Annotated in this window: 16 protein-coding genes; 4 read left to right on the forward strand and 12 right to left on the reverse strand. The window is 72.3% G+C overall.

Annotated features, from left to right (window positions below):
- The 5 genes from L3K22_RS00395 to L3K22_RS00415 all read right to left on the reverse strand — a co-directional run bounded on the left by L3K22_RS00395 (position 1) and on the right by L3K22_RS00415 (position 5,011).
- Complete coding sequence (locus L3K22_RS00395; protein WP_263309664.1) at positions 1–1,110, reverse strand: prephenate dehydrogenase; 1,110 nt, start codon at positions 1,108–1,110, stop codon at positions 1–3.
- Positions 1,107–2,009, reverse strand: a complete 903-nt coding sequence (locus L3K22_RS00400; protein ID WP_263309665.1) for a pseudouridine synthase — start codon at positions 2,007–2,009, stop codon at positions 1,107–1,109. The genes L3K22_RS00395 and L3K22_RS00400 overlap by 4 nt, the downstream gene beginning before the upstream one ends.
- Entirely contained in the window at positions 2,009–2,881 is an 873-nt protein-coding gene (locus L3K22_RS00405; RefSeq protein ID WP_263309666.1) for a ParA family protein, read from the reverse strand. Before L3K22_RS00405 ends, L3K22_RS00400 begins: the two co-directional genes overlap by 1 nt.
- Before the next feature lie 173 nt (positions 2,882–3,054).
- Entirely contained in the window at positions 3,055–4,056 is a 1,002-nt protein-coding gene (locus L3K22_RS00410) for a site-specific tyrosine recombinase XerD (RefSeq protein ID WP_263309667.1), read from the reverse strand.
- A gap of 4 nt (positions 4,057–4,060) precedes the next feature.
- A complete protein-coding gene (locus L3K22_RS00415; protein WP_263309668.1) occupies positions 4,061–5,011 on the reverse strand; it encodes a heme o synthase in 951 nt (316 codons plus the stop codon).
- Between the two features lie 284 nt (positions 5,012–5,295).
- Here L3K22_RS00415 and tkt point away from each other — a divergent pair, with 284 nt between their 5' ends.
- From tkt to pgl, 4 genes are all read left to right on the forward strand, one after another.
- Complete coding sequence (gene tkt / locus L3K22_RS00420) at positions 5,296–7,395, forward strand: transketolase (protein WP_263309669.1); 2,100 nt, start codon at positions 5,296–5,298, stop codon at positions 7,393–7,395.
- Between the two features lie 171 nt (positions 7,396–7,566).
- The gene (gene tal, locus L3K22_RS00425) at positions 7,567–8,679 is read left to right on the forward strand and encodes a transaldolase (RefSeq protein ID WP_263309670.1); all 1,113 of its coding nucleotides are present in this window, start codon (positions 7,567–7,569) and stop codon (positions 8,677–8,679) included.
- Positions 8,680–8,753: 74 nt separating this feature from the next.
- Positions 8,754–10,307, forward strand: a complete 1,554-nt coding sequence (gene zwf / locus L3K22_RS00430; protein ID WP_263309671.1) for a glucose-6-phosphate dehydrogenase — start codon at positions 8,754–8,756, stop codon at positions 10,305–10,307.
- Positions 10,304–12,022 carry a 6-phosphogluconolactonase gene (gene pgl / locus L3K22_RS00435; RefSeq protein ID WP_263309672.1) on the forward strand — a complete coding sequence of 573 codons (1,719 nt, stop codon included), beginning with the start codon at positions 10,304–10,306 and terminating at the stop codon, positions 12,020–12,022. The genes zwf and pgl overlap by 4 nt, the downstream gene beginning before the upstream one ends.
- Before the next feature lie 166 nt (positions 12,023–12,188).
- Here pgl and secG read toward each other — a convergent pair whose 3' ends face one another.
- From secG to rapZ, 7 genes are all read right to left on the reverse strand, one after another.
- Positions 12,189–12,431, reverse strand: a complete 243-nt coding sequence (gene secG, locus L3K22_RS00440; RefSeq protein WP_029360751.1) for a preprotein translocase subunit SecG — start codon at positions 12,429–12,431, stop codon at positions 12,189–12,191.
- A gap of 102 nt (positions 12,432–12,533) precedes the next feature.
- Positions 12,534–13,307, reverse strand: a complete 774-nt coding sequence (gene tpiA / locus L3K22_RS00445) for a triose-phosphate isomerase (protein ID WP_263309673.1) — start codon at positions 13,305–13,307, stop codon at positions 12,534–12,536.
- Complete coding sequence (locus L3K22_RS00450) at positions 13,304–14,506, reverse strand: phosphoglycerate kinase (RefSeq protein ID WP_444542275.1); 1,203 nt, start codon at positions 14,504–14,506, stop codon at positions 13,304–13,306. Before L3K22_RS00450 ends, tpiA begins: the two co-directional genes overlap by 4 nt.
- A 147-nt stretch (positions 14,507–14,653) precedes the next feature.
- On the reverse strand, positions 14,654–15,658 hold the full coding sequence (gene gap, locus L3K22_RS00455) for a type I glyceraldehyde-3-phosphate dehydrogenase (protein ID WP_010551492.1): 1,005 nt from the start codon (positions 15,656–15,658) through the stop codon (positions 14,654–14,656).
- Between the two features lie 112 nt (positions 15,659–15,770).
- Positions 15,771–16,769, reverse strand: coding sequence for a DNA-binding protein WhiA (gene whiA, locus L3K22_RS00460; RefSeq protein ID WP_263309674.1), 999 nt, complete (start codon positions 16,767–16,769; stop codon positions 15,771–15,773).
- Positions 16,753–17,886 (reverse strand): gluconeogenesis factor YvcK family protein, encoded by a 1,134-nt coding sequence (locus L3K22_RS00465; RefSeq protein WP_263309675.1) that lies wholly within the window; start codon positions 17,884–17,886, stop codon positions 16,753–16,755. The genes whiA and L3K22_RS00465 overlap by 17 nt, the downstream gene beginning before the upstream one ends.
- A complete protein-coding gene (rapZ, locus tag L3K22_RS00470; protein ID WP_053915831.1) occupies positions 17,883–18,779 on the reverse strand; it encodes an RNase adapter RapZ in 897 nt (298 codons plus the stop codon). The genes L3K22_RS00465 and rapZ overlap by 4 nt, the downstream gene beginning before the upstream one ends.
- Between the last annotated feature and the right edge of the window lie 37 nt (positions 18,780–18,816).

An 18,816-nucleotide genomic window follows, 5' to 3' on the forward strand; every position in this document is an offset into this window, starting at 1 on the left:
TCAGGCCCCTGCGACCCTCCAGCCGCGCACCGCGAGCTCCCGCGTGAGCAGGTCCTCACGGGCGGCGTCGATCGCGACGTGGGCGAGGCCGACCTCGCGTCCCAGCTCGTGCTCGAGGCGGAGGTCCTCGAGGTTCACGCCGATCTGCCCGATCTCGGTGAGCAGGCGCGCGAGCTCGCCGGGCCTGTCCGGCACCAGCACCACGAGGGTCGTGAAGGCGTCGGTCGCCCCGCCGTGCTTGCCGGGGATGCGGCGCACGCCGCGATTGCCCTCGGCGATCAGGTCGGCCAGGGCGCGTCGGGACCCGGTGCCGGGGTCGGGGTCCCCCTCGAGGGTCGCGAGCGCCCCGCGCACCGCCTCCAGGCGGTCGGCGACGGAGGCGAGCACCTCGCCGACGGCGCCGGCGTTCGCGCCGAGGATCTCGACCCAGAGCCGCGGATCGGAGTCCGCGATCCGGGTCGTGTCCCGCAGCCCCTGCCCGGCCAGGCCCAGCGCCTGCTCGGAGGGCTCCAGCAGGGTCGTGGCCAGCAGGCTCGAGATCACCTGCGGCACATGGGAGACGTGCGCGACGGCGGTGTCGTGCGCCGCGGCGTCCAGCACGATCGGCACGGAGCCGATCTCCGTCGCCAGGCCCTTCAGCACGCTGACCGCGTCGGGGAGCGTCTCCTCGTGCGGGACGACGACGAAGGGCCGGCCCTGGAAGAGGTCGGCGCGGGCGGCGATCACGCCGGAGACCTCGCGGCCCGCCATGGGGTGGGCGCCGACGTAGCGCGGCAGGTCCTCGGGCCGGGCGAGGCGGCGCAGGCCCTCGAGGACGGTGGTCTTCACGCTCGCGACATCGGCGACCAGCGCGTCCGGCCAGCGGCGCAGCGCCCCGTCGACCAGGGACGCGGCGACGTCGGGCGGTGCGGCGACGAGCACGAGCTCCGGGTGGCGGTCCCCGGCGACGGGCAGCTCCCCCACGCCGAGCTCGACCGCGAGGGCGGCGGTGCCCGGGGAGACGTCCTCGACCTGGACCTGCACCCCGGCGCGGCGCAGCGCCATGCCGAGGGAGCCGCCGATCAGCCCGGTGCCGATGATCCGCACGGGCGAGGGGACGAGGGTCCTCACAGCCCGACCTCCGCCATCAGGGTGCCGAGCTCGCGATCGGTGAGCTCGCGGGTCTCCCCCGGGGCGAGCTCGCCGAGCAGCACGGGACCGATCCGGGTGCGGACCAGCGCGGTGAGCTCGAAGCCCTGCGAGGCGAACATGCGGCGCACGATCCGGTTGCGCCCCTCGTGCAGTGTCACCTCGACCACGGCCTCGCGGCCGTCCTGGGCGAGGACCCGGGCGCGGTCGGCGCGGGCCGGGCCGTCCTCGAGCTCGACGCCCTCCCGCAGCGCCTTCACGAGCCCGCGCGGCGGGCCGCCGGGCGCGTCGAAGCGGCACACGTAGGTCTTGTCGACCTCGAAGCTGGGGTGGGTCAGGCGGTGGGCGAGCTCGCCGTCGTTGGTCAGCAGCAGCAGCCCCTCGGTCTCGTAGTCCAGACGGCCCACGTGGTAGAGACGCTGGGAGTAGGCGGCGGTGAACTCGGTGAGGTCGCGGCGGCCCTCGGGGTCGCTCATCGCGGAGACGACGCGGCGGGGCTTGTTCAGCACGACGGTGAGCTTCGCGTCGTCGAGCTGGAGCCGGCGCCCGTCGACGTGGACCACCTGGGCCGCGGGGTCGATGCGCACGCCCTGCTCGTGGACGACGGCGCCGTCCACGCGGACCCGTCCGGAGGAGATCAGCGCCTCGCAGGCGCGGCGGGAGCCGAAGCCGGCGCGGGCGAGGACCTTCTGCAGCCGCTCGCCGTCCTCGCGGTGGACCTCGGCCTCCTCGCCGTCCGCCGCGGGCAGGCGCGTGCCCTCGTCGTCGCGCAGCCGGACCTGCCGGGGCGGGGTGAAGGCGCTGCGCCGGCGGGCCGGCTTCCCCGCGCCCCCGCGCCCCGCTCCCCCGCTGCTGCCGCGGCGCGGCCGCTGCCCGGCCATCAGGCCGCGGCGCCGCGCGAGATCAGCTCGCGTGCGAGCTGCCGGTAGGCGGCGGCGCCCTTGTTCGAGGTGGCGAAGGAGATGATCGGCTCCGCGGCGACGGAGGCGTCGGGGAACTTCACGGTGCGGTTGATGGTGGTGTGGAAGACCTTGTCGGGGAACGCCTCGACCACACGCTGGCACACCTCGCGGGCGTGCAGCGTGCGCGGGTCGAACATCGTGATCAGGATGCCGTCGAGCTCGAGGCGGGGGTTGATGCGGTCCTGCACCTTCTCGATCGTCTCCACCAGCAGCGCCACGCCGCGCAGCGCGAAGTACTCGGCCTCCAGCGGGATGATCACGCCGTGGCTCGCGGCGAGGGCGTTGACGGTGAGCAGGCCCAGCGAGGGCTGGCAGTCGATGATGATCACGTCGTAGTCGTCGGCCACGGGGCGCAGCACGCGGGCCAGCGCCATCTCGCGGGCGACCTCGTTGACGAGGGTGACCTCGGCGGCGGAGAGGTCGATGTTCGCCGGGAGCACGTCGAGATCCTCGGTCTCGGTCTCCTGGATGACGGTGCGCACGTCGTGGCCCCGCTCCATGAGCAGGTTGTAGACGGTCACGTCGAGGTCGTAGGGGTTCACGCCCAGGCCGGCGCTGAGCGCGCCCTGGGGGTCGAGGTCCACCAGCAGCACCTTGCGGCCGAGCTCCGCGAGGGCCGCGCCGAGGTTGATGACGCTCGTGGTCTTCCCGACCCCGCCCTTCTGGTTGACCATCGAGATGATCCGGGCCGGCCCGTGGGAGTCGAGCGCGGCCGGCTCCGGGAGCTCCGGCATCGGCCGGCCGGTCGGGCCGAGATCGATGTCCAGCTGCTGGGGGGAGGTCGGGCTCACGTCGTTGTCCTGTCGTCGGCGTCGTGGTCTGGTGCGTGCACGCCGCGGGGCGAGCGGGCTCCGGAGGTGCTCCGGTCCCAGCCCGGGGAGGGACGGCTGCGCGTCGGTCCCCGCGCCATCCGCGGCGAGCCCCCGGCGGCCGGGGCCGGTCGGGGGCGTCGTGCCGCCCAAGTCTAAGCCCCCCGCCGGGCGCGGGGGTGGGCGCCGGCGTGCGTCTCGCGGAGGGAGTCGACCGTCACCTGCGTGTAGAGCTGGGTCGTGGTGACCGAGGCGTGGCCCAGCAGCTCCTGCACGGAGCGCACGTCGGCCCCGCCGTGCAGCAGGTGGGTGGCATAGGAGTGGCGCAGTGTGTGCGGGCTGATCGGCTCGGGGAGGCCCTCCAGCTCGGCGTCGCGGGCGCAGCGCTGCACGACCTGCCAGGCGGCCTGGCGTGTCAGGCGGGTGCCGCGGGCGCCGATGAAGATCGCCGGGGTGCCCCGGCCGCGCGCGGCGAGGGCCGGGCGGCCCCGCGTGAGATATGCCCCGAGCGCCTCGGCGGCGAAGCGGCCGACGGGCACCACCCGGTGCTTGTCCCCCTTGCCGCGCAGCACGGCGGAGCGCCCCGGCAGGTCCACGTCGTCGAGGTCCAGGCCGGTGACCTCGGAGATCCGTGCGCCGATGCCGTAGAGCAGCTCGAGCAGGGCTCGGTCGCGCAGGGCGCGCTCGGTCGCGTCACGCCCGGTGCCGGGGCGTCCGGCGGCCTCGAGCAGCGCCTCGACCTGGTCGAGGGTCAGCGGGTGCGGGAGGCGTCGCGGCAGGGTCGGGGTCGGGACCAGGCGGGAGGGGTCCCCGGTGGTGGAGACCCGCTCGGCGTCGAGGAAGGAGTGCAGACCGCGCACCGCGGCGAGGGAGCGGGCGGCGGAGGCGGCGGAGAGGCGGGTCCCCCCGTCGGCCCCGGTGCGCAGGGACTGCAGCCACTCCCCCAGCTGCGCGGGGTCCACCGCGGCGGGGTCGACCTCGCGGCGCGCGAGGTCGGCGAGATAGCGGCGCAGATCACGCCGGTAGGCCGCCAGGGTGTTCTCGGACAGGCCCCGCTCGATGCGCAGATGGCCGAGGTACTGCTCGAGGATCCGCCGGTCACCCGGGCGCAGGGGGTCCTCCTCGCCCGTCGGGCGCGGGGCCTCCCCGGAGCTCATGCGGTCAGAGGGTGACGAAGGGATCGATCGCGAGGGCGACGAAGAGCACCGTGAGGTAGGTGATCGAGCCGTGGAAGACCGTCATCGGGGCGAGCGCCCTGCCGGAGAGCCCCTGGCGGACCCGCAGCGCGTAGCGCACCACGAGGAAGCCGAACCAGGCGCCGGAGGCGACGGCGGCGACGCCGTACACCCAGCCGGTCTCGCCCAGCGGGATGATCGCGAGGCTCGAGGCGATCATCAGCGCGGTGTGCAGCAGCATCTGGCGCGCGACGTTCGAGCGAGAGGACACCACCGGCAGCATCGGCACGCCCGCCCTGGCGTAGTCGTCCTGGAACTTCTCGGCCAGCGGCCAGTAGTGCGGCGGCGTCCAGAAGAAGATCACCAGGAACAGCAGCACCGCGGTCCAGGAGACGGTGCCGGTGACCGCCGACCAGCCGATCAGCACCGGCATGCAGCCGGCGATGCCGCCCCAGACGATGTTCTGGCTGGTGCGGCGCTTGAGGATCATCGTGTAGAAGACGACGTACAGCAGGATCGCGCCGACCGCGAGCGCGGCGGAGACCCAGTTCACCAGCAGGCCCAGCCACAGCGCGGAGACCGCGGAGATGGTCAGGCCGAAGATCAGCGCGGCGCGCGGGGTGACGGCGCCGGAGGGGATCGGACGCTTCCGGGTCCGCTTCATCTTCGCGTCGATGTCGCGCTCGAGGTACATGTTCAGCGCGTTCGCGCCGCCCGCGGCGAGATAGCCGCCGACCATGGTGGCGATGATCAGCCACAGCGAGGGGAAACCGCCGGCGGCGAGAAACATCGTGGGGATCGTCGTGATGAGCAGCAGCTCGATGATCCGCGGCTTGGTCAGCGCGACGTAGGCGCGGAGGGTGGAGCCGACGGTCCGCGGACCGCTCCCGCCGTCCTGGCCTGCGCCCCGCAGCTGAGCTCCCTGGGTGGCGGTCACCGCCCACCGTCCTTCCTCCTGGTCACGGCACGCGGCCGACGAACCACGCCAGTCTAGGTGCTCGCCCGCGACGGCGGGGCGAGGCGCGGGGTGAGAGTGGGCACCGTCCGCCACGGCAACAGCCTGGACGCGCATGACCTCGGCGCACCGCCAGGACTAAGGTGGTCCCCGTTGCCTCCCGTGCGGAACGCGCACGTCGCAGCCGGTCATCCGGCGCCGTGCGGAGAGGCCCGTCTTTCCGAGCGGCCGTCCAGGCCGCATCCCGGCGAAAGGATGTCCACGACATGACGGAGAACTTCACGGCCCCCGAGGGCTGGACCGAGCTCGACAAGCGGGCGGTCGACACCGTCCGCGTGCTGGCCGCCGACGCGGTCGAGAAGGTCGGCAACGGCCATCCCGGCACCGCCGTCAGCCTCGCCCCGGCCGCGTACCTGCTCTACCAGGACGTGATGCGTCACGATCCGACCGACCACGCGTGGCTCGGCCGCGACCGCTTCGTGCTCTCGGCCGGCCACTCGAGCCTGACCCAGTACATCCAGCTCTTCCTCGGCGGCTTCGGCCTCGAGAAGAAGGACCTCGAGGAGCTGCGGACCTGGGGCTCGAAGACCCCCGGCCACCCCGAGAACTTCCACACCGAGGGCGTGGAGATCACCACCGGCCCCCTGGGCCAGGGCATCTCCTCGGCCGTCGGCATGGCCATGGCCCAGCGCCGCGAGCGCGGCCTGCTGGATCCCGAGGCGGCGCCCGGCACCAGCCCCTTCGACCACTTCACCTACGTCATCGTCTCCGACGGAGACCTGCAGGAGGGCGTCTCCTCCGAGGCCAGCTCCCTCGCGGGCACCCAGCAGCTCGGCAATCTGATCGTGCTCTGGGACGACAACGAGATCTCCATCGAGGGCGACACCTCCATCGCCTTCACCGAGGACACCGCCGCGCGCTACGAGGCCTATGGCTGGGACGTGCGCACCGTGGACTGGACCCACGGGGGGACGGAGTACGGCGAGGACGTCGCCGCGCTCAAGGACGCGATCCTCGAGGGCCAGAAGGTCACCGACAAGCCCACCTTCATCCGCCTGCGCACCATCATCGGCTGGCCGATCCCGGAGCTGGCCGGCTCGCACTCCGTGCACGGCGCGAAGCTCGGTGCCGAGGGCGTCAAGGGCCTCAAGGAGGCCGTCGGCTTCGACCCCGAGCAGACCTTCCAGGTCGACGAGGATGTGCTGTCCCACACCCGCGCCCTCGCGGACCGTGCCGCGGAGAAGAAGGCCGAGTGGGACAAGGGCTACCAGGCATGGCGCTCAGCGAACTCGGAGAAGGCCGCGCTGCTGGACCGCCTCGTCGCGCGCGAGCTGCCGGGCGGCTTCGCCGACGCGTTCCCGACCTTCGAGGCCGACGAGAAGGGCGTCGCCACCCGCGCCGCCTCCGGCAAGGTCCTCGGCGAGCTCGCCGCGGTCATGCCCGAGCTGTGGGGCGGCTCCGCCGACCTCGCCGGCTCGAACAACACCACCATGAAGGGCGAGCCGTCCTTCCTCCCCGCCGAGCTCAGCTCCTCCGAGTTCGCGGGCGACCAGTACGGCCGCACGCTCCACTTCGGCATCCGCGAGCACGGCATGGGCGCGATCCTCTCCGGGATCTCCCTGCATGGACTGACCCGCCCCTACGGCGGCACCTTCTTCCAGTTCGCGGACTACATGCGCGGCTCCGTGCGCCTCGCCTCGCTGATGAAGACCCCGGTCACCTACGTGTGGACCCACGACTCCATCGGCCTGGGCGAGGACGGCCCGACCCACCAGCCGGTCGAGCACTTCGCCGCCTACCGCGCGATCCCGAACCTCTCGATCGTCCGCCCGGCGGACGCGAACGAGACCGCGCAGGCGTGGAAGGTGCTGCTGGAGCGGGACAACGGCCCCGTCGGCCTGCTCCTGTCCCGTCAGGCGCTGCCCACCTTCGACCGCAGCGAGTACGCCGGCGCGGAGAACGTCGCCAAGGGCGGGTACGTGATGAAGGACGCCTCCACCGGCGAGCCGAAGGTGATCCTCATCGCGACCGGCTCCGAGGTGCAGTACGCGGCCGAGGCGCAGAAGCGCCTCGAGGCCGAGGGCACCCCCACCCGCCTGGTCTCCATGCCGTCCGTCGAGTGGTTCGACGAGCAGGACGACGAGTACAAGGAGTCGGTGCTCCCCTCCTCCGTGACCGCTCGCGTCACGGTCGAGGCCGGCATCGCCATGCCCTGGTACCGCTTCCTCGGCGCGCACGGCCGGGCCGTGTCGCTCGAGCACTACGGTGCCTCCGCTGATGCGAAGACGCTGTTCCGCGAGTACGGCTTCACTCCCGAGGCGGTCGTCGAGGCCGCCCGGGAGTCCCTGGCCGCCGCCGGCGCCTGATCCGCCGCGGGGGCGGGACCCCAGGGTCCCGTCCCCGCGTCTCTCTCCCCTGCCACCCCGGGGACCTGCGATGTTCCGTCGGACACCTCCTGGTATCCGCGCCCGCCGGTCCCCGTTGCCCCCGATGACACCAGCGTCGACCCAGGGCGCGCCGCGCCCGGAAGGAACGTCATGACCCAGAACCCCTCCACCCAGGCCCTCTCCGATGCCGGAGTCTCCATCTGGCTCGACGACCTCTCGCGCAAGCGCCTGCAGACGGGCAACCTCGCAGAGCTGCTCGCCACCCGCAACGTCGTGGGCGTGACCACGAACCCCTCGATCTTCCAGGCCGCGATCTCCGGCTCCGACGAGTACGACGCCGACATCGCCCGCCTCGCCGGCGAGGGCAAGGACGTCGACCAGGTCATCGAGGTGCTCACCACCGACGACGTCCGGAACGCCGCGGACCTGCTCGCCGACACCTACGCCTCCTCCAAGGGCTTCGACGGCCGCGTCAGCATCGAGGTCGATCCCCGTCTCGCGCACGAGACCGAGAAGACCATCGCGCAGGCCGAGCGCCTCTTCGAGGTCGTCGGCCGCGAGAACGTGATGATCAAGATCCCCGCGACCGAGGCGGGCCTGCCCGCGATCACCGCCGTGATCGCCGCCGGCATCAGCGTCAACGTCACCCTGATCTTCTCCGTCGAGCGCTACGAGGCCGTCATCGACGCCTACCTCGCGGGCCTGGAGAAGGCCGCGGAGGCCGGCAGGGACCTCTCGAAGATCCACTCGGTCGCCTCCTTCTTCGTCTCCCGCGTGGACACCGAGATCGACGCACGCCTGGACGCCCTCGGCGGCGACGCCATCTCCCTCAAGGGCCAGGCCGGCGTCGCCAACGCCCAGGCGGCCTTCGGCGTGTACCTCACCGCCTTCGGCTCCGAGCGCTTCACGACCCTCGCCGACAAGGGCGCGAACGTGCAGCGCGCCCTGTGGGCGTCGACCGGCGTGAAGAACCCCGAGTACTCCGACACCCTCTACGTGGACAACCTGGTCGCCGACCCGACCGTGAACACGATGCCGGAGAAGACCCTCGAGGCCGTCGCCGACCACTCCGAGCCCAAGGCCGCGCTGTCCGCCGAGACCGCCGCCGCCGGCGAGGCCGCGCTGGAGCGCGTGGGCGAGGCCGGGGTCGACCTCGCCGACGTGTTCGCGGTGCTCGAGCGCGAGGGCGTGGAGAAGTTCGAGAAGGCCTGGAACGAGCTGCTCGAGACCGTCTCGGCGTCCGTCGAGGCCGCGCGCGCCTGATCCCTCCCGGTGAGCACGGGTCCGCCGCGGTGCGGGCACGTGCTCACCCCGTCCGTGTCCGAGAAAGGACCATCGTGACCGACTCCCCCGCTCCCTCCGCAGCAGCCGGTGCGCCGAACCCGCTGCGCGATCCCCGTGACCGACGGCTGCCGCTGATCGCCGGGCCCAGCTCCATGGTGATGTTCGGCGTCACCGGCGACCTCGCCCGCAAGAAGCTGCTGCCGGCGATCTACGACCTCACCCACCGCGGTCTCCTCCCGCCGAGCTTCGGCCTGGTCGGCTACGGCCGCCGCGAGTGGTCCGACGACGACTTCGCCGAATACGTGAAGAAGTCCGTCTCCGAGCACTCCCGCACCGGCTTCGACGAGAGCGTCTTCGAGCAGCTGCGCGGCGGCCTCCGCTTCGTCACCGGCACCTTCGACGACAGGGCCGCCTTCGAGCGCCTCACCGAGGTCGTCGGGGAGCTGGACCGCACGCGCGGCACCGGCGGCAACCACGCCTTCTACCTCTCGATCCCGCCGGACGCCTTCCCGCAGGTGTGCGGGCAGCTGGCCGAGTCGGGCCTGAACACCCCGCAGGACGGCTCCTGGCGCCGCGTCGTGATCGAGAAGCCCTTCGGCCACGACCTCGCCTCCGCTCGCGAGCTCAACGACGTGGTGGAGAAGGCGTTCCGTCCCGAGGACGTCTTCCGCATCGACCACTACCTGGGCAAGGAGACGGTCCAGAACATCCTCGCGCTGCGCTTCGCGAACCAGATGTTCGAGCCGATCTGGAACTCCGCCTACGTCGACCACGTGCAGATCACGATGGCCGAGGACATAGGCATCGGCTCGCGCGCCGGCTACTACGACGGCATCGGCACCGCCCGCGACGTCATCCAGAACCACCTCCTGCAGCTCCTCGCGCTCACCGCGATGGAGGAGCCGGTCACCTTCCGCGCCGGCGACCTGCGCGCGGAGAAGGAGAAGGTCCTCGCCGCCGTCGAGCTGCCGGAGGACCTCGCCGCGCACACCGCGCGCGGCCAGTACGTCGGCGGCTGGCAGGGCGGCGAGGAGGTGCGCCCCTATCTCGAGGAGGACGGCATCCCCGCCGACTCCACCACCGAGACCTTCGCGGCGATGCGCCTCGACATCGCGACCCGCCGCTGGGCCGGGGTGCCCTTCTACCTGCGCGCCGGCAAGCGCCTGGGACGTCGCGTCACCGAGATCGCGGTCGTTTTCAAGCGTGCGCCCTTCCTGCCCTTCCACTCCACGGACACCGCGGACCTGGGCCAGAACGCGATCGTGATCCGCGTCCAGCCGGACGAGGGCGTGACCATGCGCTTCGGCTCGAAGGTCCCCGGCACCCAGATGGAGGTGCGGGACGTGACGATGGACTTCGCCTATGGCATGAACTTCACCGAGGAGTCCCCGGAGGCTTACGAGCGGCTGATCCTGGACATGCTGCTCGGCGACCCGCCGCTGTTCCCGCGGCAGAAGGAGGTCGAGCTCTCCTGGAAGATCCTCGACCCCATCACAGAGTTCTGGGCCGAGAACCTCGACCCCGCGCCGTACCGGCCGGGCTCCTGGGGCCCCGACACCGCACACGACATGCTCGCCCGTGACGGGCGCACCTGGAGGCGACCGTGATCACCACCCTGACCGACACCACCGCGTCGGCGGTCGACAAGACCATGACCGAGATGCGGGAGACCTTCGGCGAGAACACCATCGGCCGGGTCCTCACGCTCATCATCATCGCCACCGGCGACATCGAGGAGCCGCTCGAGGCGGCGATCGCCGCGAGCCACGAGCACCCCGCCCGGGTGCTCGTGGTCGACGCTGATCCCGAGGCGGAGACCTCCGGGCTCGACGCCGAGATCCGCGTGGGCCGTGACGCCGGCGCCGGCGAGATCGTGATCCTCCACGCCCGCGGCGACGTGCTGTGGTCGCTGGACACGCTGGTGATGGCGCTGCTGCTGCCGGATGCGCCGATCGTGACCTGGTGGCCGGAGAACGCTCCGTCCTCCCCCGTCCACGACGTGCTCGGCTCCATGTCGCAGCGCCGCATCACCGACTCCGCCGCCTGCGCGGACCCGCTGGGGACGCTGAAGCGTCTGCGCCGCGGCTACGCCAGCGGCGACTCGGACTTCGCCTGGGCGCGGCTGACCCGCTGGCGCGGCCTGGTCGCGAGCGCCTACGAGGTGCCGCCGGTCTCCGTCCCCAGCTCCGTCGAGGTCCTCGGCACCGAGGGCAACCCCTCGGTGCTGCTGATGGCGAGCTGGCTGCAGCACACCCTCGGCGTCGAGGCGTCGATCCTCCCGCCGCCCACCGACGATCCCGACTTCGCCGGGGTGCACGGCGTGCGCCTGGTGCGCGAGGACGGCACGATCGAGCTCACCCGCGTCAGCGACGACTCGATCGTCATGAAGCTGCCGGGCGACGACTCCGGCCAGCACGTGACGATGCCCCGCCGCACCCTCGCGGAGCTCGTCACCGAGGAGCTGCGCCGCCTGGACCCCGACGAGGTCTACGGCGAGGTGCTCGGCGCCGCCTTCTCCGACATCTCCGACACGGCGACCTTCGCCAGCGGCAAGCCCGCCCCGCAGGACGTCGTGGTCGCCGATGCGGAGGCGGTCGCCCAGACCGCCGCCACAGCCACCGCGGAGCAGCTCGCCGCCGCGCTCGAGAAGCGCCCCGTCGCGCACCTGGTGCTCACCGGCGGCACCGTCGGCACGCTCACCGCCGCGGCCCTGCCCCCCGCGCTGGTGGACGCCGGCGTGGACGTCGCCCGCCTGCACCTGTGGTGGGGCGACGAGCGCTTCGTCGAGCCGGACTCCGAGGAGCGCAACGAGGTGGGCGTGCGCGCCTCGCTGCTGGACGTGCTGCGCGAGGAGCACGACCTCCCGGCCCGCAATGTCCACGTCATGCCCTCCCCCGCCGACGGCATGTCCCTCGAGGACGCCGCCGCCTGGTACGGGCAGCAGCTGGACCAGACGGGCGGCGACGAGCCGTTCCGCACCCGCGGGCAGGCGTTCTTCGACGTGCTGCTGCTCGGGGTCGGCCCCGACGGTCACATCGCCTCGCTGTTCCCGCAGCACCCCGCCCAGGAGAAGGTGCTCGGCAGCGCCGTCGCGGTGACCGGCTCTCCGAAGCCGCCCTCGCAGCGGATCTCGCTGACCTGGCCGGTGCTGAACTCGGCCCGCCACGTGGCGCTGCTCGTGGCCGGCGCGGAGAAGGCCGAGGCGGTGCGCGCCGCGCACGACGGCGTGGACCCGTGGGAGGTGCCCGCCTCGGCGGTGCGCGGCCTCGACTCCACCACCTGGGTGCTCGACGAGGCGGCCGCCGAGCGCAGCGCCCGCTGACCCCGGCTCCCCCGGGAGCACGCAGAACGCCCGAAGGGCCGGTCACCGCGAGGTGGCCGGCCCTTCGGCCTGTACGGGCCCAGAGATCCGGGGATGCAGGACGGGCCGTCCCCGAGGGGACGGCCCGTTCGCAGAGCAGAGGTGCGGCGGTCGCCGCACGAGGGTGTCAGAGCATCGTCTCGATGATGCCGAGGCCGACGGCGCTCGCGCCCCAGAGGACGGCGACGGTCACGGTGAGGCGGTTCAGGTTCCGCTCGGCGACGCCCGAGGCGCTCGCGGAGGAGGAGACGCCGCCGCCGAACATGTCCGACAGGCCGCCGCCGCGCCCCTTGTGCAGGAGCACCAGCAGGATCGTCAGCAGCCCGAACACCGCCAGGAGGATCTGGAGGACGAGCTTCAGCAGGGACAGGTCCACGAGGGGGTCACCCTTCCACGGAGACGGACGGACCGATCCAGCATACGGCACGGGCCGGGTCCGTCGAGGACCCGGCCCGCGTGGGGAGGCTTACCTTCAGCCCTGGAAGCCGGCGATCTTGGCGAATTCCTCGGCCTTCAGCGAGGCGCCGCCGACGAGGGCGCCGTCGACGTCGGCGCGCTGCATGAGCTCGCCCACGTTCGAGGACTTCACGCTGCCGCCGTAGAGGACGCGGACCGCGTCGGCGACCGTGTCGCCGTGCATCGCGCGCAGCGCCTCGCGGATCGCGGAGCACACCTCCTGCGCGTCGTCCGGGGTCGCGACCTCGCCGGTGCCGATCGCCCACACGGGCTCATAGGCGATGACGATCTTCGCGGCCTGCTCGGCGGTGATGCCCTCCATGCCGCCCTCGAGCTGCGCGAGGGTGTACTCGACGTGCTTGCCGGCCTTGCGCTCCTCGAGCGGCTCGCCGACGCAGAGGATCGGCACGAGGCCCGCGGCGAAGGCAGCCTTCACCTTCGCGTTGGTGACCTCCTCGGTCTCCCCGTGGTACTGGCGGCGTTCGGAGTGGCCGACCGCGGCGTAGGTGCAGCCCAGCGCGGAGAGCATCGCGCCGGAGACCTCGCCGGTGTACGCGCCGGACTCGTGCGCGGAGATGTCCTGGGAGCCGTAGGCGATCGGGAGCTTGCCGGCGTCGACCGCGACCTGCACGGTGCGCAGGTCCACGAACGGGGGCAGCACGACGGTCTCGACCTTGGTGGTGTCGACCTCCTTGAGCTGCTCGCCGAGCTCCTCGACCAGGGCGAGGGCCTGCTTCCAGTCGAGGTTCATCTTCCAGTTGCCCGCCATGAGCGGGGTGCGGGTGGTCACTTCTGGTCCTCCTCGAGGATGGAGATTCCGGGCAGTTCCTTGCCCTCGATGAGCTCGAGGCTGGCACCGCCGCCGGTGGAGATGTGGGAGAAGAGCGTCTCGTCGAAGCCCAGGATGCGCACCGCCGCGGCGGAGTCGCCGCCGCCGACCACGGTGTAGCCGGAGGCCGCGCCGAGCTTCTCGGCGACGGCCTTCGTGCCCTCGGCGAAGGCGGGGAACTCGAACACGCCCATCGGGCCGTTCCAGAACACGGTCGCCGCATCGGCGATCTTCTCGCCGAAGAGCTTCGCGGTCTCGGGGCCGATGTCCATGCCCTCCTGGTCCGCGGGGATCCCGTCGACGGCCACGACGGTGGCGGGCGCGTCGGCGGAGAACTCCGGCGCCACGACGGTGTCGACGGGGAGCACGAGCTCGACGCCGTTCGCCTTCGCGCGCTCCATGTATTCGCGCACCACGTCGATCTTCGACTCGTCCAGCAGCGACAGGCCGACCTCGTGGCCGAGCGCCTTCTGGAAGGTGTAGGCCATGCCGCCGCCGATGAGGATGCGGTCGGCCCTACGCAGCAGCGCGTCGATCACGCCGAGCTTGTCGGCGATCTTCGCGCCGCCGAGGACGACCACGAAGGGGCGCTCGGGCTCGTCGGTCACCTTGCGCAGCGAGTCGACCTCGCGCAGCACCAGCTCGCCCGCGGCGGCGGGGAGCAGGGAGGCGAGCTCGTACACGGAGGCCTGCTTGCGGTGGACGACGCCGAAGCCGTCGGAGACGAAGGCGTCGCCGAGGGCGGCGAGCTCGCGGGCGAAGGCGAGCCGCTCCTCGTCGGTCTTCGCGGTCTCGCCCGCGTTGAAGCGCAGGTTCTCGAGCACGGCGACCTGGCCGTCGCCGAGCGCGGCGACGGTCTCCTGCGCGGAGGAGCCGACGGTGTCGGTCGCGAAGGCGACCTCCTGGCCGAGCAGCTCGCCGAGGCGGCCCACGACCGGGCGGAGGGAGTACTTCTCCTCGGGCTCGCCCTTGGGGCGGCCGAGGTGGGAGATCACCGCGACCCGGGCACCGGCCTCGACGAGGCGGGTGAGGGTGGGCAGCGCGGCGCGGATGCGGCCGTCGTCGGTGATCGTGGTGCCGTCCAGCGGCACGTTGAGATCGGCGCGGACGAGCACGCGCCTGCCGCGCAGCTCTCCGAGCGAATCGATGGTCTTCAGCACTGTGGTGCTCCTTCAGGTGTTCGACCGCGGGACGCCGGAGCGGCCCGTCGGGACGGGGACGAGCGGAGCCCGTCGGACGCCGACCCCTCGGGGTGGCGACCGGCGGGCTCCGGGGCTGTCCTGGTCGTCAGCGGGACGACGTGAGGATCAGAGGGACTTGCCGACCAGCTGCGAGAGCTCGACGAGGCGGTTGGAGAAGCCCCACTCGTTGTCGTACCAGGAGAAGATCTTGACCTGGTTGCCGTTCACCTTGGTGAGCTGCGCGTCGAAGATCGAGGAGTGCGGGTCGCCCTCGATGTCCTTGGAGACGATCGGGTCCTCGGTGTAGCGCAGGACGCCCTTGAGCGGGCCCTCGGCGGCCTTCTTGATCGCGGCGTTGATCTCCTCGATCGTGACCTCGCGGGAGGCCTCGAAGGTGAGGTCGGTGATCGAGCCGGTGGGGACCGGCACGCGCAGCGAGTAGCCGTCGAGCTTGCCCTTGAGCTCGGGGAGCACCAGCGCCACGGCCTTGGCCGCACCGGTGGTGGTCGGGACGATGTTCAGGGCGGCGGCGCGTGCACGGCGCGGGTCCTTGTGCGGGCCGTCCTGCAGCACCTGGTCCGAGGTGTAGGCGTGGATCGTGGTCATCAGGCCCTTGACGATGCCGAACTCGTCGTTCAGCACCTTCGCCACCGGCGCGAGGCTGTTGGTGGTGCAGGAGGCGTTGGAGATGATGTCGTGCTTCGCGGGGTCGTAGTCACCCTCGTTCACACCGATGACGAAGGTCGCGTCCTCGTTCTTCGCCGGAGCGGAGATGATGACCTTCTTGGCGCCCGCCTCGATGTGGGCCTTGGCCTTCTCGGCGTCGGTGAAGATGCCGGTGGACTCGATGACGACGTCCGCGCCGATCTCGCCCCACGGGATGTTCTTCGGATCGCGCTCGGCGTATGCCTTGAAGGTGTTGTCGCCGACGGTGATCGAGTCCTCGTCGTGCGAGACGTCGTAGGGAAGCACCCCGCCGATCGAGTCGTACTTGATGAGGTTCGCGAGCGTGGCGTTGTCGGTGAGGTCGTTCACACCGACGATCTGGATGTCCGCCTGCTGCTCGAGAGCGGCGCGCAGGAAGTTGCGGCCGATGCGGCCGAATCCGTTGATACCAACCTTGACGGTCAAGGGTTCCTCCTAGTGTCGCGGTGAGTTCGCGACGTTCGAGTACTGACATGGCGCGCACGCCCTCGTACGCCCGGGCGACGCCGGCGTGTGACCGACGACCGTGACGATCTTATCAACGACCGGCACCAGGGGACGAAGGAAGATGGTCCTCGTCCACTCCGTGGTCGGTCCCGGGGATGCCGAGCTCCTCCGCGCGCTTGTCCGCGGTGGCGAGAAGGCGTCGGATCCTACCGGCCACGGCGTCCTTCGTGAGCGGCGGATCGGCGAGTCGGCCGAGCTCCTCGAGGCTCGCCTGTCGATGCTCCAGACGGAGGCGACCGGCGGCCTGCAGGTGCTCGGGCGTGTCGTCGCCGAGGATCTCCAGCGCGCGCTGGACACGCTGGCCCGCGGCGACCGCGGCCCGCGCGGAACGGCGCAGGTTCGCGTCGTCGAAGTTCGCGAGCCGGTGCGCGGTCGCCTTCACCTCGCGGGTGGTGCGGCGCTGCTCCCAGGTGCGCACGGTCTCGTGGGCGCCCATCCGGGACAGCAGTGCGGAGATCGCGTCGCCGTCGCGCAGCACCACCCGGTCCGCGCCCCGCGCCTCGCGGGCCTTCGAGGCGACGCCGAGCCGCCGGGCCGCGCCGACCATCGCCAGAGCCACCTCGGGGCCGGGGCAGGACAGCTCCAGGGCCGAGGAGCGGCCCGGCTCGGTGAGGGTGCCGCGGGCGAGGAACGCCCCGCGCCACGCGGCCTCCGCGTCCACCAGCGCCCCGCCGACGACGAAGGGCGGCATCCCGCGCACGGGGCGGCCCCGCGCGTCCAGGAGTCCGGCCTGGCGGGCCAGCATCCCGCCCTCGCGCTCCACCCGCACCAGGTAGCGGGTGGTGCGGCGGATCCCGGAGGGGGCCAGCACCGCGAGCTCGGCGCGGTGGCCGTACATGTCGGCGATGATGCCGTGCAGCCGCCGCGCGACCGCCGCCGAGTCCAGCTCCGCCTCGACCACGACCCGTCCCGCGACCAGGTGCAGGCCCCCGGCGAAGCGCAGCATCGCGGCCGCCTCGGCCTTGCGGGCGGAGGGCCGGGTCACCTCGAGGTGGCTGAGCTCCTCCTTCGCGTCACCCGTCAGCGCCATGCGTGTCCTCCTCGGTGCGGATGTCCATACCCCTGGTGGTGCGGTGTGGTCGCTTCCGGCGCGACGCGGAGCGGTCGTCGCCGCGCTCCACGTCCCCGTAGGCGTCGTCGAACAGATCACGGTACGCCGCGGCCAGGCGCACCGGGTCGTGCCGCGGCGTCCCGTCGCCGACGCTGACCTGGCGCAGCAGGGTGCGCAGCCCCCGCTCCTGCGCCGCCTCGGCGAGGTCGAGGACGTCCTCGAGGGTGGTCGGATCGGCGACGAGGGCGTCGAAGAGGCAGTCCCCCGCGTGGTCGAGCAGCACGTCCAGCATGTCGAGGCTCGTCATCCCCTCGGCCTCCTGCGCGCCGACGGAGAGGTTCGTGATGATCCCCTTCCGCGCCGGGCTCGCCGCGATCGCCTCGGCGATCTCAGGGATCATCAGATGCGGCAGCACGGAGGTGTACCAGGAGCCGGGGCCGAGGATGATCCAGTCCGCACGCCCGATCGCCTCGAGCACATCGGCGGGGACGCGGGGGCGCGGCGGGATCAGGCGCACGTCCTCGACGCGGCCCTCCGCGGTCGCGACCTGGTACTGGCCCGAGACGGTGCGGGCGCTGCCGTCGGCGCCGACCACGCGCGCCTCGATGTCCAGCGGATCCAGCGCCATCGGCAGCACGCGCCCTCGCGCGCCGAGCAGCTCGGCCATCTGGTCGAGGCCCTCGATGGGGTCCTCGAGGATCTGCCACAGCGCGACGATCATCAGGTTGCCGAGCGCGTGCCCGTCGAGCTCGCCGTCGGTGGCGAAGCGGTGCTGGATCACGTCGCCCCAGATGGACCCCCATTCGGAGTCCTCGCACAGTGCCGCGAGCGCCATCCGCAGGTCTCCCGGGGGCAGTACGGGCATCTCGGTGCGGAGCCGGCCCGAGGAGCCGCCGTTGTCGGCGACGGTGACCACGGCGGTGATGTCGTCGGTGAGCAGGCGCAGGGCGCGGAGGTTCGCGGCGAGGCCGTGGCCGCCGCCGAGGGCGACCACGCGCACGGGCCGCTGCGGGGCGCCGCGGCCGCCCCGCTGGGCGCTCGCCGAACGGTCGGCGCCGCGGAGCCGGAGACGTCGGCTGCGGGAGGCGATGCTCATTCCCGCCCCAGATCCCGGTGACGGATCCGCACCGCGTGCCCGGCGGTGCGCAGCTCGTCGCCGATCCGCTCCGAGACCGCGACGGAGCGGTGCTTGCCGCCCGTGCAGCCGATCGCGAGGGTGGTGAAGTGCTTGTTCTCAGTGCTGTAGCCGCGCAGCACCGGGGTGATCATCTCGATGTACCGCTCGACGAACTCGGCGGCGTTCGCGTCGCCGAGCACGAACTCGGCGACGTCGGCGTCGGTGCCCCGCTTGGGACGCAGTTCCGGCACCCAGTACGGGTTGGGGATGAAGCGCACGTCGCTGACGTGGTCGGCCTCCAGCGGGATCCCGTACTTGAAGCCGAAGGACAGCATCGTCACGGTCAGTCGCTGCTCCTCGCCGGTGCCGAACAGCGAGCGCATCTTCATCGTCAGCTCGTGAACGTTCAGCGGCGAGGTGTCGATGACGAGGTCGGCGGTGCGCCGGTAGCGGGCGAGCATCTCGCGCTCGCGGCGGATGCCCTCGAGCACGCCTTCCTCGCCCTGCAGCGGGTGGGGGCGGCGCACCGAGTCGAAGCGTCGCACGAGGGTGGACTCGTCGGCCGTGAGGAAGAGCAGGCGCAGGCGCAGATCGGCCTTGCGCAGCTCGTCGACGACCTCGCCGAGCTCCGTGAAGAACGGGCCGGAGCGCGGGTCGACCACGACCGCGAACCGGTTCTCGCGGCCGACGGCGGAGGCCTGCAGCTCGTAGAGCGTGCCGATCAGCTGCGGGGCGATGTTGTAGACCACGTACCAGCCCATGTCCTCCAGGGCGTGCGCGGCGGTCTCCCGTCCGGCCCCGGCGAGCCCGGTGATGATGACCACGTCGCCTCGGGTGTCCGTGGTCGGGCTCGGGATGGACTCCTCGGTCACGGGTGCTCCTTCCGGATCGGGGGTGGACGGGCCTCGC

It is taken from the genome of Brachybacterium atlanticum (assembly GCF_025669985.1).
Taxonomy (GTDB): domain Bacteria; phylum Actinomycetota; class Actinomycetes; order Actinomycetales; family Dermabacteraceae; genus Brachybacterium; species Brachybacterium conglomeratum.

Bases quoted from the DNA above. Each gene is read 5' to 3' on its own strand.
- L3K22_RS00400 (WP_263309665.1), bottom strand. From the start codon at position 2,009: ATGGCCGGGCAGCGGCCGCGCCGCGGCAGCAGCGGGGGAGCGGGGCGC.
- whiA (WP_263309674.1), bottom strand. From the start codon at position 16,769: ATGGCGCTGACGGGTGACGCGAAGGAGGAGCTCAGCCACCTCGAGGTG.
- tkt (WP_263309669.1), top strand. From the start codon at position 5,296: ATGACGGAGAACTTCACGGCCCCCGAGGGCTGGACCGAGCTCGACAAG.
- tal (WP_263309670.1), top strand. From the start codon at position 7,567: ATGACCCAGAACCCCTCCACCCAGGCCCTCTCCGATGCCGGAGTCTCC.
- L3K22_RS00410 (WP_263309667.1), bottom strand. From the start codon at position 4,056: ATGAGCTCCGGGGAGGCCCCGCGCCCGACGGGCGAGGAGGACCCCCTG.
- L3K22_RS00465 (WP_263309675.1), bottom strand. From the start codon at position 17,886: ATGAGCATCGCCTCCCGCAGCCGACGTCTCCGGCTCCGCGGCGCCGAC.